The following is a 15,059-nucleotide window of genomic DNA, read 5'->3' on the forward strand; positions in this document are numbered from 1 at the left end:
TTTCCGTTTGATCGCTCAGACGTTGCGCGGCACCCTATTCGCCAGCCGGAAGCGCCCTCTGGGCCGCCGAAGCCTCGACAAGCGAGGCCGCAATGACGCGGGCCATAAGGAGACTCGTTTCGCGAAGTTCGGTGTTGTTGCCGCTGCGGGCGGTCCGGATGAGGCGGAAGCCTTCCCGGAGCATGATTTCCTGAGCCTTGTCGCAGGCCCAGTGTTCAAGACGAGAATCGTCTGATGCGGATGCTTTTGGCGCCATGTGTCCCCCATGCCAAATCATTCAGCACAAAGCGGCCCATCACGACTACGCACGCGCAGGTCGTCCCCAGACTTTCCGATGTATGATAATGCCGCTTGAGATCAAGCTACATGATTCGTTGTAGAATCAAAGATATATTTGTGACGGCATCCCTAGAATTAGGGACGCGCCAGCCCGTTTCTCTTCGTTTCGACTTGCGGACGGCAGAAACAACCCTCGACGTGATCGTTGACGAGGCCCATCGCCTGCATGAAGGCATAGACGGTCGTCGGGCCGACGAAGGTCCAGCCGCGCTTCTTCAGGTCCTTCGACAGGCGCACGGAGGTGGGCGTCGTGGGATTGGCGACGATGATATCCCATTCCACCCGTTCCGGCCGCTCCTGCGGCGTCGGCTCGAAGCTCCAGAAGTAGCGCGCGAGCGTGCCGAACTCGTCGCGCAGCGCCTGCGCCCGCTTCGCATTGTTGATCGTCGAGACGATCTTGCCGCGATGGCGCACGATGCCGGTATCGGCAAGGCAGCGGGCGATGTCGGCATCGTCGAAGGCCGCGACCTTGTCGAAATCGAAGCCGGCGAAGGCCGCACGGAAGGCTTCGCGCTTGCGCAAGATCGTCAGCCAAGACAGGCCCGACTGGAACCCCTCCAGGCAGATCTTCTCGAAGAGCCTGATATCGCTGGTGACGGGGTGGCCCCATTCCTCGTCGTGATAACGGCGATAGTCCTCCAGATTGCCATGCCATGCGCAACGCGTGCGCCCGTCGTCGCCGTCCAGCAGTCCCCGTGTCGTCATCGCCGCCTCCGTTTTCCTTTTGTTCCGATTTACCACTCGTCAACCACATTTGGAAAGCAGGCAATAACCCTACTCAAAGCTTTATCGTCATCGTGCACGCTTCATGAACGGCCGTTTACCATTCGCTTCATTCGAGAGTGCAAGCATTCCTGCGAACCGGCGCCGCATCTTTTCTCACGGCGCAGACCGGCGACGATCAGTAGCGAGTACGTCCGATGTTGATACGCACCCATTTTGCCAAGACCTTTTTGGCCGCCACCCTTCTGGCCACCACGACGGCAGCCCATGCCAACGACCGGTATATCAGCCAGCCGCCCATCATCATCAGCCCCGACCTCACCGCCCCCTGGGTGATGCAACTGACCGGCGAAGGCGTGCAACCTGCCGTCGCCACGCGCCGCATCATCCAGCGCCAGCAGGTGCAGCAGCGCCGCGTGATCCGCCGCGAGAACGTCGCCCGCGTCGAGCAGGTCTCGGCGACCGGCCAGGCGCGCAATGTCATCAAGTCGAAATTCGACCCGATGTACCTGCCGCAGACCGTGTCCTACGAGACGGAGCACAAGGCCGGCACGATCGTGATCGACACCAACAACCGCTTCCTCTATCTGGTGCTCGGGAACGGTCAGGCACGGCGCTATGGCGTGGGCGTCGGCAAACCGGGCTTCGAATGGGCGGGCGCTCACACGATCACCCGCAAGGCCGAATGGCCGACCTGGACGCCGCCGCAGGAAATGATCAGCCGCGAGGCTGCCAAGGGCCACTACCTGCCGGCCTCCATGGAGGGCGGCCCGGAAAACCCGCTCGGCTCGCGCGCCATGTATCTCGGCTCGACGCTCTACCGTATCCATGGCACGAACGCCCCCTGGACGATCGGCTATGCGGTCTCGTCGGGCTGCATTCGCATGCGCAACGAAGACGTCGTCGATCTCTACGACCGCGTGAATGTCGGAACCAAGGTCATCGTCATCTAACGACCGGCGATACGGTCATCTAAACAACTCCGGCTGCCGCGCAGCCGGAGTTGTTTGCGTTTTGGCCCTCTCTTGGGCAACAGAACGAAGAAAACAGCCGCCATATGCGTCTTGCAGGCAGCAAGCCGACTTGAAATCGGTCAAGACTCGGTTAGCCTCGCGCAATTCAGGGATTGAGAGGACTACACATGCGGAAATACGCTTCGATCTTGCTGGCAGCGACCATCGCCGCCACGGCGACCCTTCCGGTGACGTCGGCGAACGCCTTCCCCGGTGCCACGGTTCAAGGCAGCCAGACGACCTCCGATGTCACGCTCGTCGCCCAGCCGCAGAGCAAGAAGCAGGTCGCGCAGAAGTTCAAGCGTACCAAGGTGCGGTTCGTCACCGACCAGCCGGCCGGTACCGTGATCGTCGATACCAACAACAAGTTCCTCTACTATGTCGAAGGCAACAACAAGGCAACGCGCTACGGCATCGGCGTCGGCCGCGAAGGCTTCGGCTGGTCGGGCGTGGTGAAGGTCGGCCGCAAGGCGGAATGGCCGAGCTGGACGCCGCCGGCCGAGATGCGCCGTCGCGAGGCCAAGAAGGGCCGCATCCTGCCCGTCGTGCAGGAAGGCGGCGAGGACAATCCGCTCGGTGCGCGCGCCATGTATCTCTACAAGGGCGGCCGCGACACGATCTTCCGCATCCATGGCACGAACCAGCCCTGGACGATCGGCCTCAACATGTCCTCGGGCTGTATCCGCATGATGAACAAGGACGTCGAGCATCTCTATGCCCGCGCCGACATCGGCACCAAGGTCATCGTGGTCGGCCCCGGCAACCGCCAGGGCGCGGTGAGCTACAACGACAAGGGCGTCGATTTCTTCGGCAACCTGTTCGGCTTCGGCGGCTGATCCGCCGTCATCCAAACATTCCAGATGCCGGCCTCGCGCCGGCATCGTCGTTTCAGCCGACCGAGCAGGAGACTTTGCCGGTGCGCTCGATCCCCTCGCCTTCCGCCTTGTGCACGATCATCCGGTAATCGCCGTCATAGCTGATCTCGTCCTCGCCCATCGTGGTCTTGACGATGAGGTCGATCGAGCCGAACGGCAGGTCGCCTTCGGTTTCCGCATGCAGCAGCAGGCGTAGCTCGCCGTCATAGAGCCAGTCATGGCCGAGATGCGCCGGCGTCAGCGTCACGCGCTCCAGCCCCTTCGGTGCCATGTCCTTCGGCAGGACGATCTCGCCGCGGAAATTCAGGAAACCACCGCCGAGACCGTAGCTGAAACCGCCCTCGGCATCGAAGGCGAGATTGGCATCCTCGATCGCGCAGCTGAAGCCGCCGGTCGCAAAGGCGGACGAGGACAAGGCGGCAAGGGCGGCGAGCGAAAGCAGAAGGCGGCGCATCGGGATCTCCGGATGGATTGGAATGCCGATCCTCTAGCAAAGCGTTAGACGGCTGGCAGTTCCGCACGTGACAGGATCAGGAAAGCACAGCCGGCTTTTCCCCGCCATAGGCCCAGTCGAGCAGCTCGACGGTGTGCAGGATGGGGATTTGCGTGCCCGTCGCGATCTGCGTGATGCAGCCGATATTGCCGGTCGCAATCAGGTCCGGCTTGGTCGCCTCGATATTCTTGACCTTGCGCGCCTTCAGCTTGCCGGAGATCTCCGGCTGCAGGATGTTGTAGGTGCCGGCCGAGCCGCAGCAGAGGTGGCCCTCGGCCGGATCGCGCACGACAAAGCCCGCCGCCTTGAGCAGCACCTTCGGCGCCATGGTGATCTTCTGGCCATGCTGCATGGAACAGGCCGAGTGATAGGCAACCGTCAGGCCCTTGGCCTCCTGCTGCGGCAGATCGAGGGTCGCAAGATACTCCGTCACGTCCTTGGCAAGCGCCGAGACGCGGGCGGCCTTGTCGGCATAATCAGGGTCGAGACGCAGCATGAAGCCGTAGTCCTTGATCGTCGTGCCGCAGCCGGAGGCCGTGATGACGATCGCATCGAGCCCGCCCGTCTCGATCTCGCCGGACCAGACATCGACATTGCGCCGCGCCGCCTCCAGAGCCTGCGCCTCGCGGCCCATATGGTGCACGAGCGAGCCGCAGCAGACCTCGCCCGCCGGGGCCACGACCTCGACACCGAGCCGCGTCAAAAGCCGGATCGTCGCCGCGTTGATCTCTGGCTTCAGCACCGGCTGGGCGCAGCCGGAGAGGATCGCGACCCGCCCGCGGCGCGGTGCCGTGGCCGGATGCGTGCCGGGCTTTGCGCTATCGGACGCTTTCGGCAGCACGCGCGGCACAAGGTCCAGCATCACGCCGAAGGGTTCGAGCGGCTTGAAGCGCTTGAGGAGCTTGGCAAAAGGACGGCCGAGGTTCGCCGCCTTCAGCGCCAGACGGAAACGGTTCGGATAGGGCAGCGTCGCGGCCAGCACGGCGCGGGTGAGCCGATCCCAGAACGGGCGCTTGTAGGTCTCTTCGATATGCATGCGCGCGTGATCGACGAGATGCATGTAATCGACACCCGACGGACAGGTCGTCGTGCAGGAAAGACAGGACAGGCAGCGATCGATATGGGTGACGACCTCGGCATCCGCCGCCCGGCCGTTTTCCAGCATGTCCTTGATGAGGTAGATACGGCCGCGCGGGCTGTCGAGCTCGTTGCCGAGCGTCACATAGGTCGGACAGGTGGCGGTGCAAAAGCCGCAATGCACGCATTTGCGCAGGATCTTTTCGGATGTCGCGACATGCGGATCGGCAAGCTGCTCGGCGGTGAAATTCGTCTGCACGTCTCAACTCCTCAGATGCCGCACCAGGCATTTCCGGCCAAAGCGGCATCGCTCCGGCGTCGGATCATGCGGCAAAAACAAAACTCTAGCGCAGCATTCGGTTTCTGCGGGCTGCGATGATGTAAGCCTTTTCAGCTTCGGTGACACGGGCGGCGGTCAGAGCCAGCTTTCCAGCAACAGTGATCTGAAGCTCGTTTTCCCGGCGCAACGGGCTTGCGAGCACGCCGCTGCTTCGCCGGGAAAGCGTGAGATACCCCCTGGCGAGCAGAAACCGCATGTCGGGTGTGAGCGGCACCGCGCCCCGAGCACCCACCAATGTCGCTTCGCCGCTATAGGCACCAAGCCACCAGAGCAACGCCATTCGCCGCCGGGCGGCGCAGGGCGCGGTGAGCGGTTCGGGCGGCTGGTCGCCGCTTATGGCCTTTTCCTCACGCGCCTCTGCCACCTGTTCCTTCCAGGACTTGTGGCGCTGACTGGCAATCGAATCTCCGGCAAGGCGTCCCATGTCTATTCCCCCTTGTGATGACCAAGCAGAGGGGAAACGTACAAGCCCGACGGATCGAAGCTTGCCTTCACGCGGGCTTGCAGGGCGACGATCGCCTCGGTCTGCGGCTGGAAGGCTTGCGTCGCCGCCAGCACTTCGGGACTTGCCCTCAGAAGCGTCGCGTGCCCGCCGCCGACGGCCTTGACGTAGCGGCGCAGCAGTGCTGCCTCGGGATCGGATTCCATGCGCAGCCAGACGAGGCCGCCCTGCCAGTCGTAGAAGGCATCGACGCCGGTTTCCAGACGAAGCGCCGCGACGAGCTGCTGGCCGGCGATAGGCGCGACCGAGACACGCCAGAGCGGGCGCGGCGTGCCGTCGGCATAGGGCGCGGCATCGCGGATTTCACGCCAGAGGCGTTTCGTACCCTCAGCTTCCAGACGGGACACGGCACCGAAACGGGCCATGGCGGACACGAGCTTTTCGCTGCGCACCGTGACGGAGGCCGAGAGGCCTTCGAGACGAAGGACGGTGGCGGCGCCCGGCGGCAGCGCGCCGCCGATGAAACGGCCCCGCACGCTTTCGGGGAGATGCGCCGCCCCCGAGACTTCCACGGAGAGCGACATGGCGGTCGCCATCGCGGCAGCGGCCTCGGCGTCGTTCAGATCGGAGACGACGATGGTGGCGGATGTTTCCGGAACGGGCAGCAAGCGGAAGGTGACTTCCGTCAGGAGCGCCAGCGAACCGTGCGAGCCGGCGAGCAGCTTGACGAGGTCGAGGCCGGTGACGTTCTTCATTACCCGTCCGCCGGCCTTGACGATCTCGCCCTTGCCGTTGACGAAGCGCACGCCGAGCAGGCTGTCGCGCGCCGCCCCTGCTGTCAGGCGGCGCGGACCGGAGGCATTGGTGGCGAAGACGCCGCCGATCGTCGGAATGCCGGAGGAGCCGAGCACGCCGCGCAGGTCGTTCGGCTCGAAGGACAGCATCTGGCGCTTTTCGGCAAGCGCTGCTTCCACCACTTCCAGCGGCGTACCGGCGCGGGCGGTCATGGTCATTTCGGCGGGGTTATAGGCGACGATGCCGTTGAGGCCGCGCGCCGACAGCACATCGGCCCCCTCGGGCGTGCTGTGCAGGCTGCGCGTGCCGCCGCCGCGGATGACGAAAGGGGATTTCGAAAGGCTGGCGACCTGGACGAGGCGGCTTGCGGCGTCTTCGGAAAGCGGTTCGTGGATCGGTGTCATCAGGCGGGGCGCCCTTCGAGCGGGAAAACTTTGGACGGGTTGAGCAGCCATTGCGGATCGAACGCGGCGCGCACGGCCATCTGCTGGGCGAGATCGGCATCGCTGTATTGATGGCGCATCAGGTCGCGCTTCTCGATGCCCACACCATGTTCGCCGGTCAGGCACCCGCCGACATCGACGCAGAGTTTCAGGATCTCGTTGCCGGCGGCTTCCGCCTTGGCGGCATCCTCGGGGTCGTTGGCATTGAACAGGATCAGCGGGTGCATGTTGCCGTCGCCGGCATGGAAGACATTGGCGACGCGAAGGCCGTGTTTTGCGACGATCTCGGCGGTGCCGCGCAATACGGCGGGCAGCTGGCCGAGCGGCACGGTGCCGTCCATGCAGATATAGTCGGCGATGCGGCCGGTGGCGCCGAAGGCGGATTTGCGGCCCTTCCAGATGAGGGCCGCCTCCGTCGCCGACTGGCTTTCCTTGACGACCTTGACACCATGGCGGCCGGCGATCTCGATGATGCTTGACAGCATCGCCTCCATCTCGGCTTCCGAGCCCTCGACCTCGACGATCAGCAGCGCCTCGACATCCATCGGATAACCGGCGTGGGCGAAGGCCTCGCAGATCTCGATGGCTGGCTTGTCCATGAACTCGATGGCGACGGGGATGATGCCGGCCGCGATGACATCGGCCACGCACGCGCCAGCCTCCTCCGAGCTGTCGAAGCCGAACAGAACGGGGCGCGCACCCTCCGGCCTGGCAATCAGCCGCACCGTCGCCTCCGTGACGATGCCGAGCTGACCCTCGCCACCGCAGATGACGCCGAGAAGATCGAGCCCGCCGGCATCGAGCGCCTTGCCGCCAAGCTCGACGATCGTGCCGTCGATCATGACCAGCTTGACGCCGAGCAGGTTGTTGGTCGTCACACCATATTTCAGACAGTGCGCGCCGCCGGAATTCATGCCGATATTGCCGCCGATCGTGCAGGCAAGTTGCGAGCTCGGATCCGGCGCATAGAAATAGCCGTCGGCGGAGACGGCCTCCGATATCGCGAGATTGGTGACGCCGGCCTGCACCGTCGCGGTGCGGTTGGCGAAATCCACATCCAGGATGCGCGACATCTTGGAAAGGCCGACGACGACGGCATCCTCCTGCGGGATCGCCCCGCCCGACAGCGAGGTGCCGGCCCCGCGCGGCACCACGGGCACGCCGTAGCGGTGGCAATATTTGAGCACGGCCGCCACCTGCTGCGTCGTCTCCGGCAGCGCGACGGCGAGCGGCAGGCGGCGATAGGAGACGAAGGCATCCGTCTCGAAGGGCACCAGTTCGCGCGGCTCGTGCACGAGGCAGCCTTCCGGCAGGAGATCGATGAGATCGGCAACGATTTCGCGACGGCGCGACAGCACCGATGGCCGCGGTTCGAGAAAGCCGATCTGATCCATTCCGTCATCTCCGTTCTCAAGTGGTCTTTTTTCTTTACCACTCAGGCCTGAGCGGTGCAAATCCTAAGCATGGTCGTCCTAGCGCCAAGAGCGTTCCGACTTGCGGGGACAAACGCGGCGGTAGCAAGATCATGCGATTGACCGCCCCCCAGCGCGAATGCGACAGTCCGGCGATCGGAAGGCGGAACGATCACGGGAAACCTTCCGACCGCATGCAAGGGAGGACATATCATGCGCAGATCGCTCGCCGCCATTTCGGCTCTTCTGCTTCTCGCCGGTCCCGCTTTCGCCGAGGACCTGCCCAATCTCAATCCCGGCGTGACGACCTCCGAGCTTCTGGCGACCGCGCCGGTGCATTGGGTCTCTGTCGATCAGATCGCGGCGACGCTGGAAGGCCAGCCTGCCATGGCGGTGGGCTTCGACGTGGATGATACGGTGCTGTTTTCCAGCCCCTGCTTCTACTACGGCAAGATGAAATACTCGCCGACCTCGGAAGACTACCTGAAGATGGACGCCTTCTGGACGGACATCCACACCAACAATTGCGACCAGTATTCGGTCCCGAAAGAGGTTGCCCGCAAGCTGATCGACATGCATGAGGCGCGCGGCGACGAAATCTTCTTCATCACCGGCCGCACGCGCGGCACCGGCGGCGAAACCCTGACCGGCGCTATCAAGAAGGCCTTCGGCATCGAGAAGATGAACGACGTGGTCTTCACAGCCTCTTCGGAAAACAAGGTGGAATTCCTGAGGGAGCACAAGCTGAAGATCTACTATGGCGATGCCGACAGCGACATGAAGGCGGCGATCGCCGCGGGCATCCGCCCGATCCGCGTCATGCGCGCGCAGAACTCGACTTACAAACCGGAGCCGAAGAACGGTAAATTCGGCGAGGAAGTGATCGTCGACTCGACCAACTGACCCATAAGCTTGCCCGAATTCCTGCAAGGACATGACGCGTGACAAATCTTGGTGACCTCGAAATCTTCTCCCGCGTCATTTCCATGGGAAGTATGTCGGCAGCGGGGCGGGCGCTCGGTCTGTCCCCAGCCGTCATCTCCAAACGCGTCAAGCGGCTGGAGGAGCGGCTCGGCACGCGGCTCTTCCAGCGCACGACGCGGCAGATCTCGCTGACCGAGGCGGGACAAGGCTTTTACGACCGCATCGTCGGCATCCTCTCGGGCATCGAGGAGGCGGAAGCCTTCGCGTCCGGCCGGTCGGGCGCGGTGCGCGGCACGCTGCGCATTTCGGCACCCACCTCCTTCGGCCGCATGCATATCGCCCCCAATCTCAAGGGCTTCATGGATGCCTATCCCGAACTCGTCGTGAACCTCGTTCTCACCGACGATTTCTCCGATATCGTCGGCGGCGGCTTTGATATCGCCATCCGCATCGGCGAACTGTCGGATTCCTCGCTTGTCGCCCGCCGGCTCGCCTCGGTGCGGCGCGTGCTGTGCGCCTCGCCGGACTACATCGCCAGCCGTGGCACGCCGGCCTCGCTGGAGGCGCTTGCCGAGCATGCCTGCCTGCCGCCGCACACGCAGGATGTCTGGCGCCTCGAAGGTCCGGAAGGCAGCGTCACCTACCGCCCGCATGGGTCGCTCTACACCAATTCGAGCGAAGTGGTGCGCGAGGCGGTGTTTTCCGGCATGGGCATTGCGCTGCGCTCCACCTGGGATGTCGGCCCGGCGCTGAAGAGCGGCGATCTCGTGCAGGTGCTGCCGGACTACGAGGGCTCGCGCAATGTGGTCCTGTCGGCCGTCTATCCGAGCCGGCAGTTCCTGCCGGTCAAGGTGCGGCTGTTCATCGACTATCTCGCCGACCTCTACGGCCCCCTGCCCTATTGGGAACGCTGACGGGGGAAGCCATGCGCGGCAGGGCGAATCCGACTTCTGCCGGCAGACAGGCTTAATGCTTGTCCTCTTCCGCGTGCTTGTGCTTGATCGCGCGGACGAGCAGCCACATGCCGACGATGACGAAGGGGACCGCGATGCCGGTCAGCGTTTCCGGTTTTACCTCCAGCCCGAGGCCGTGCGCCGCCTTCGCCACATAGCCGAACAGGCCGATGACGTAATAGGAGATCGCGGCGACCGACAGGCCTTCGACGGTCTGCTGCAGGCGCAGCTGCAGCTTGGCGCGGCGGTCCATCGAGTTGAGCAGCGTCGTGTTGAGCTGTTCCAGCTCCACGTCGATCCAGCTGCGCAGCAGCGCCGTCGCACGGGCGAGCTTGCGCGACAGGTTGGCCTGCCGCTCCTCGATCGACTGGCAGGTGCGCATGGCGGGCGCCAGGCGGCGCTCTAGGAAGAAGCCGAGCGTTTCGTAGCCGGGCACCGCACTCTCCGCGAGCGTGCGGATACGCTCCTGCACGATGCCGTAATAGGCGCGGCTGGCGCCGAAGCGGTAGAGGCTGAGCGCTGCATTGGCCTCCAGCTCGGCGGCCAGGCGGGTGATCTCGGTCAAGAGTTCGTCGGCCTTGTCGCGGGCATGCTGCTTCATGGCATTGGTGATGCCGGTCAGGCCGTCCTCGATGCGGCGGATATCCGGCGACAGCGACTGGGCGAGCGGCAGGCCCATCATGGCGAGCGTGCGATAGGTCTCGATATCGAGGAGGCGCTGGACGAGCGCACCGCGCCCCGCTTCCGTCATGCCACGGTCGATGACGAGGATCTGCGTCAGCCCGTCGCCATTCTGCCGGAAGTCGGTGAGCACGACGCCCTGGCCGTTCTTGATCTCGCTGTAACAGAGGCTGGTCGGATCGAAGCTGGCGATCGCTTCGCGGGTTTCCGGCGAATCCGGGCGGATTTCGAGGCGGATGCCCGAGATCAGCGTGCCGGGCGGCGAAAAGCTGTCGCCAAACGGATGCACCGCCACCTCACCGCCGAACTTCTCCGGTATCGGACCATCCCAGAAATAGGTCGAGAATTCCGTGTGGCGCTCCCAGCGCAGCGTGCCCTGCCCCCAGCTCAGCGCATGGTGGCTGGAATCGCGTCCCGGCGGCGAGATGCCGCGCGAGCGCGACAGCTCCCCCATCACCGCATGATCGACCGCCGAACCGCCCTCGGTGAGGAAGGCGAGCTGGAAGATGACGCGTGGCGACGGCACCAGCGCATATGGCCTTGCGTGAATTTCCCCCAATGCCTGCGCACGCGCAGTCGCCTGCGGAAAAGCGAAGCTTCCGTTACCCATTCTGCACCGTCCCCCTTCGTGCAACAGCATAGTCTTAACAAATGTCAGGCGCCGAGAGATAGGGCGCATTGACGCAGGCCCTTTCAAGACAGTGGACAAGATTATTGACCAGTTTCCGCGTGGGTTGATAGACTTGCGCCGTGACAGATACGCCGTTCGACCTCTTCTCCCGCATCAGCCCCAGCCGCACCGCCGATGAGGTCGTGCGGCAGATCGAGCTTTTGCTGCTCGAGGGCGTGCTGCGCGACGGCGAACGGCTGCCCGGCGAGCGGGAGCTTGCCAAACGCCTCGACGTGTCCCGCCCCATCCTGCGCGACGCGCTGAAGCAACTGGAAAGCCGGGGCCTGCTCTTCAGCCAGCATGGCGACGGCACCTATGTCGCCGATATCATCGGCCAGGTGTTTTCCCGCCCCGTCGTCGATCTCATCGCCCGCCACCAGCGCGCGACGCAGGACTATATCGAATATCGCCGGGAGCTCGAGGGCATCACCGCCGAACTCGCCGCCCGCCGCGCCACGGATTACGACCGGCAGATGCTGACCCGCATCATGCAGGCGATGCGCGCAGCCCATGAGGGCGGCTCCTTCGATGCCGAGCTTGATGCCGACGTGGAGTTGCACAACGCGATCGGCGAGGCCGCGCACAATATCGTCCTCCTGCACACGCTGCGCGCGTGCTACCGGCTGCTGGCGCAAGGCATTTTCTTTCACCGTCACCTCGTTTTCGCGTCCGCGATGGCGCGCGGCCACCTTCTCGCCCAGCATGAAGCGATCTACGCGGCGATCATGGCCGGCGACGGAAATGGCGCGCGACAGGCCGCACAGGCGCATATGGACTACATCGCCGTCGCAATCCGCGATGCCGAGCGCAGCGGGGAGTGGCAAAGAATTGCACAGCTGCGCATGCAAAAACGCGGTATTCCCCCACAAGCCTGACTTGCGCCGTAAATCTCGCGCAAGCATGATGGTCGATACATGACTCGGCAGTTCAATGCCGCAAGAGGAACAAAAAGACCTTGAACATTCTCAACCGCCTCGCCAACGACGTCCAGCTCATGTTCCGCAGACCCTGCAAGGAGCAATATGGCGCGCTGTGCTACCGGCTGAAGAAGAAGCGTTCGGAGGTCGAGGTCCTGCTCATCACAAGCCGTGACACCGGCCGCTGGGTCATTCCCAAGGGCTGGCCGATGGATGGCAAGAGCGCCAGCGCTGCCGCGGCGCGCGAGGCCTGGGAAGAGGCCGGCGTCAAGGGCAAGGTCATCGCAGAATCGATCGGCAGCTACCGCTACATGAAGGGCATGCCGGAGGGGCTGAAGCTCGATTGCCGCGTGCGCGTCTTCGCACTTGAAGTGGACGATATCGCCAAGAATTTCCCGGAAAAGGGCGAACGCCGCGCCGAATGGGTCGATTGCACGGAGGCCGCCGCCCGCGTGCAGGAGCCGGGCCTCAAGACGCTGCTGGTGAATTTCGAGCAGAAGATCCTCTCCGATCTCACTCCCCCGGCCAAAAACGGCACGACCGGCGCCTGATAGCGCTATCGTCATATTGCCGCCGATGCTGTGAGGCGATACTGCCTTCTGGCAATAACGGAGCAGCATGAATGGCGAATTCTCAGGTCCAGCTACGCAAGCCGACGCTGGACAAGGATCTGGAAAAACTGACCTTCACCGAACAGGCCACGCATTTCGTGCTGCGGTCCTGGACGGGTGTCGGCATCGCCCTGATCTTCCTCTTGATCGCCATGGCCGTCGCCAGCACCTTCGCCACCGGCACGCCGGGCGTGCTCGTCGTTGCCGTCGCCGCTGCCCTCGCCGCCTATATGGCGATGAATATCGGCGCCAACGACGTGACGAACAACGTGGGTGCAGCCGTCGGCGCGCGCGCCATGAGCATGGGCGTGGCGCTCATCATCGCCGCGATCTTCGAGATTGCCGGGGCGCTGCTCGCCGGCCAGGGCGTGGCGGAGACGGTCGCGTCCGGCATCGTCGACCGCGCCATCTTCCCGAGCCCCGCGGTTTTCGCCTGGGCGATGATGGCGGCACTCATCTCGGCAGCCCTCTGGATCAACATCGCCACGATCGCCAATGCGCCGATCTCCACCACTCACTCGATCATCGGCGGCGTTATTGGCGCGGGGGCGGCCGCCAGCGGCTTCCAGAGCGTGCAGTGGGATTCGATTGCCCTTATCGTCGTCAGTTGGACCGTCTCACCGATTCTCGGCGGCGTGATCGCGGCGGGCTTCCTCTTTTTCATCAAGGAATTCATCATCTACCGCGACGACAAGATCGAAGCGGCCAAGACCTGGGTTCCCGTGCTCGTCGCCGTGATGGCCGGCGCTTTCGCGGCCTTTCTCGCCAATGGCGGCACCAACGGCTTCTACGACCTGCCGCTCGGCAAGGCGCTCGCCGTCGGCCTCAGCTTCGGCGTCGTCACCTATATCGTCACCCGGCCTATCGTGCGCCGCGCGGCCAATGGCCTCGACAACCGCAACCAGTCGCTGCGCGTGCTCTTCCGCCTTCCGCTGATCTGTTCGGCGGCGCTGCTCTCCTTCGCTCATGGCGCAAACGACGTGTCCAACGCCGTCGGCCCGCTCTACGGCATCGTCTCGGCGCTGCGCTCGGGTGACGTCGGTGGCGGGACGACAATCCCGCTTTGGGTGATGATCATCGGCGCTTTCGGCATTTCGCTCGGCCTGCTGCTCTTCGGTCCGCGCCTCATCCGCATCGTCGGCAACGAGATCACCAAGCTCAACCCGATGCGCGCCTTCTGCGTGGCGCTCTCCTCCGCCGTCGCCGTGCTGACGGCCTCGGCCCTCGCCATCCCCGTCTCCTCGACGCATATCGCCGTCGGCGCGGTCTTCGGCGTCGGGCTGTTCCGCGAATGGTACACGCGCAACTCGATCCGCCGCATCGACTATATCCGCAGCCGCGGCAACGGCATCGCGCCGGAGGAGCCGCCGGCCAATCTCGACGAGACGCGCCGGCGCTACCTCGTGCGCCGCTCGCATTTCATGACGATCATCTCGGCCTGGATCGTGACGCTGCCCGTCTCCGCCATGCTCTCGGCTCTCGTCTTCCTCGCGCTCAACGCGCTCTTCACCTGAGATCAACATCATGCGCGCCAATTACCGGATGCAGCGCCTGTTCGTCGGCGACGCCCTTGCCGAGGGCCAGGCCTTCGAAGCCTCGAAGGACCATTTCCACTACCTCACCAATGTGCTGCGCATGGGCGACGGCGATGCGGTGCTGCTGTTCAACGGGCGGGACGGCGAATGGCATGCCACGCTGTCGCTGCCGACCCGCAAGCGCCTGCTGCTGACGCCGATCGAGCAGACCCGGCCGCAGCCGGCCCCCTCGGACCTGCACTATCTCTTTGCCCCCCTGAAGGTCGGCCGGCTCGATTATCTCGTGCAGAAGGCCGTCGAGATGGGGGCCGGCGTGCTGCAACCCGTCATGACCCAGCATGTCCAGGGCAAGATCACCAGCATCGAGCGGCTGGAGGCAAACGCCACCGAGGCGGCCGAACAATGCGGCATCCTCGCCATCCCGACCGTTGCAGGGCCGCGTAAGCTGGAGGACCTGCTTGCCGACTGGCCGCGCGAGCGTCGCATCATCTTCTGCGACGAGGGCCATGGCAGCCAGAACCCGCTGCCGGTGCTGCAAGGCATCAAGGAGCGCAAGCTGGCGCTGCTCGTCGGGCCGGAGGGCGGGTTTTCCGACGAGGAGCGCACGCTGCTCCGCAATCTCGATTTCGTGACGCCCATCCCGCTTGGCCCACGCATCATGCGCGCCGATACGGCGGCTGTCGCGGCCATGGCGGTCATCCAGACGGCGATCGGCGATTGGCATTAGGCAAGAGTGGCAGGCTTTTGCGCGCGCAGCTGCGTGCAGGCAAGATTTTTCCTGAAAAGTCGAATGGGATTTTTTGAATCTGCCTTGAA

At 64.3% G+C, this 15,059-nt stretch carries 16 protein-coding genes; 9 read left to right on the forward strand and 7 right to left on the reverse strand.

The window, feature by feature from the left end:
- The coding region (locus ACOZK4_RS10610) for a hypothetical protein (protein ID WP_421591860.1) at positions 1–235 on the forward strand (235 nt) is incomplete at its 5' end.
- Between the two features lie 179 nt (positions 236–414).
- On the opposite strand, the gene ACOZK4_RS10615 is transcribed toward ACOZK4_RS10610, so the two are convergent.
- Positions 415–1,044 carry a DNA-3-methyladenine glycosylase I gene (locus ACOZK4_RS10615; protein ID WP_421591861.1) on the reverse strand — a complete coding sequence of 210 codons (630 nt, stop codon included), beginning with the start codon at positions 1,042–1,044 and terminating at the stop codon, positions 415–417.
- A 215-nt stretch (positions 1,045–1,259) separates the two neighbouring features.
- On the opposite strand from ACOZK4_RS10615, the gene ACOZK4_RS10620 reads away from it, so the two are divergent.
- Both ACOZK4_RS10620 and ACOZK4_RS10625 read left to right on the forward strand, forming a co-directional pair.
- On the forward strand, positions 1,260–2,015 hold the full coding sequence (locus ACOZK4_RS10620) for a L,D-transpeptidase (RefSeq protein WP_421591862.1): 756 nt from the start codon (positions 1,260–1,262) through the stop codon (positions 2,013–2,015).
- Between the two features lie 188 nt (positions 2,016–2,203).
- Positions 2,204–2,911 (forward strand): L,D-transpeptidase, encoded by a 708-nt coding sequence (locus ACOZK4_RS10625; RefSeq protein WP_421591863.1) that lies wholly within the window; start codon positions 2,204–2,206, stop codon positions 2,909–2,911.
- Positions 2,912–2,963: 52 nt separating this feature from the next.
- Here ACOZK4_RS10625 and ACOZK4_RS10630 read toward each other — a convergent pair whose 3' ends face one another.
- The 5 genes from ACOZK4_RS10630 to ACOZK4_RS10650 form a co-directional block, all read right to left on the reverse strand.
- The gene (locus tag ACOZK4_RS10630) at positions 2,964–3,404 is read right to left on the reverse strand and encodes a hypothetical protein (RefSeq protein WP_421591864.1); all 441 of its coding nucleotides are present in this window, start codon (positions 3,402–3,404) and stop codon (positions 2,964–2,966) included.
- A gap of 76 nt (positions 3,405–3,480) precedes the next feature.
- Positions 3,481–4,779: a glycolate oxidase subunit GlcF gene (gene glcF / locus ACOZK4_RS10635; protein ID WP_421591865.1), complete on the reverse strand. Its 1,299-nt coding sequence runs from the start codon at positions 4,777–4,779 to the stop codon at positions 3,481–3,483.
- An 85-nt stretch (positions 4,780–4,864) separates the two neighbouring features.
- Positions 4,865–5,284 carry a hypothetical protein gene (locus tag ACOZK4_RS10640; RefSeq protein ID WP_421591866.1) on the reverse strand — a complete coding sequence of 140 codons (420 nt, stop codon included), beginning with the start codon at positions 5,282–5,284 and terminating at the stop codon, positions 4,865–4,867.
- Between the two features lie 2 nt (positions 5,285–5,286).
- The gene (locus ACOZK4_RS10645; protein WP_421591867.1) at positions 5,287–6,501 is read right to left on the reverse strand and encodes an FAD-binding protein; all 1,215 of its coding nucleotides are present in this window, start codon (positions 6,499–6,501) and stop codon (positions 5,287–5,289) included.
- Positions 6,501–7,934, reverse strand: a complete 1,434-nt coding sequence (locus ACOZK4_RS10650) for an FAD-linked oxidase C-terminal domain-containing protein (RefSeq protein ID WP_421591868.1) — start codon at positions 7,932–7,934, stop codon at positions 6,501–6,503. The genes ACOZK4_RS10645 and ACOZK4_RS10650 overlap by 1 nt, the downstream gene beginning before the upstream one ends.
- A 231-nt stretch (positions 7,935–8,165) precedes the next feature.
- Here ACOZK4_RS10650 and aphA point away from each other — a divergent pair, with 231 nt between their 5' ends.
- Complete coding sequence (gene aphA / locus ACOZK4_RS10655; RefSeq protein WP_421591869.1) at positions 8,166–8,855, forward strand: acid phosphatase AphA; 690 nt, start codon at positions 8,166–8,168, stop codon at positions 8,853–8,855.
- Positions 8,856–8,893: 38 nt separating this feature from the next.
- Complete coding sequence (locus tag ACOZK4_RS10660) at positions 8,894–9,790, forward strand: LysR family transcriptional regulator (protein WP_421591870.1); 897 nt, start codon at positions 8,894–8,896, stop codon at positions 9,788–9,790.
- A gap of 52 nt (positions 9,791–9,842) precedes the next feature.
- On the opposite strand, the gene ACOZK4_RS10665 is transcribed toward ACOZK4_RS10660, so the two are convergent.
- Positions 9,843–11,120 (reverse strand): DUF3422 family protein, encoded by a 1,278-nt coding sequence (locus ACOZK4_RS10665; RefSeq protein WP_421591871.1) that lies wholly within the window; start codon positions 11,118–11,120, stop codon positions 9,843–9,845.
- Between the two features lie 140 nt (positions 11,121–11,260).
- Here ACOZK4_RS10665 and ACOZK4_RS10670 point away from each other — a divergent pair, with 140 nt between their 5' ends.
- The 4 genes from ACOZK4_RS10670 to ACOZK4_RS10685 all read left to right on the forward strand — a co-directional run bounded on the left by ACOZK4_RS10670 (position 11,261) and on the right by ACOZK4_RS10685 (position 14,970).
- Positions 11,261–12,055, forward strand: coding sequence for a FadR/GntR family transcriptional regulator (locus tag ACOZK4_RS10670; RefSeq protein WP_421591872.1), 795 nt, complete (start codon positions 11,261–11,263; stop codon positions 12,053–12,055).
- Positions 12,056–12,135: 80 nt separating this feature from the next.
- The gene (locus ACOZK4_RS10675) at positions 12,136–12,648 is read left to right on the forward strand and encodes an NUDIX hydrolase (protein WP_313527751.1); all 513 of its coding nucleotides are present in this window, start codon (positions 12,136–12,138) and stop codon (positions 12,646–12,648) included.
- Positions 12,649–12,719: 71 nt separating this feature from the next.
- Positions 12,720–14,222, forward strand: coding sequence for an inorganic phosphate transporter (locus tag ACOZK4_RS10680; protein ID WP_421591873.1), 1,503 nt, complete (start codon positions 12,720–12,722; stop codon positions 14,220–14,222).
- A 10-nt stretch (positions 14,223–14,232) separates the two neighbouring features.
- The gene (locus ACOZK4_RS10685; RefSeq protein WP_421591874.1) at positions 14,233–14,970 is read left to right on the forward strand and encodes a 16S rRNA (uracil(1498)-N(3))-methyltransferase; all 738 of its coding nucleotides are present in this window, start codon (positions 14,233–14,235) and stop codon (positions 14,968–14,970) included.
- The last annotated feature ends 89 nt before the right edge of the window (positions 14,971–15,059 follow it).

The sequence above is a fragment of the Shinella sp. M27 genome, assembly GCF_049199905.1.
Taxonomy (GTDB): Bacteria; Pseudomonadota; Alphaproteobacteria; order Rhizobiales; family Rhizobiaceae; genus Shinella.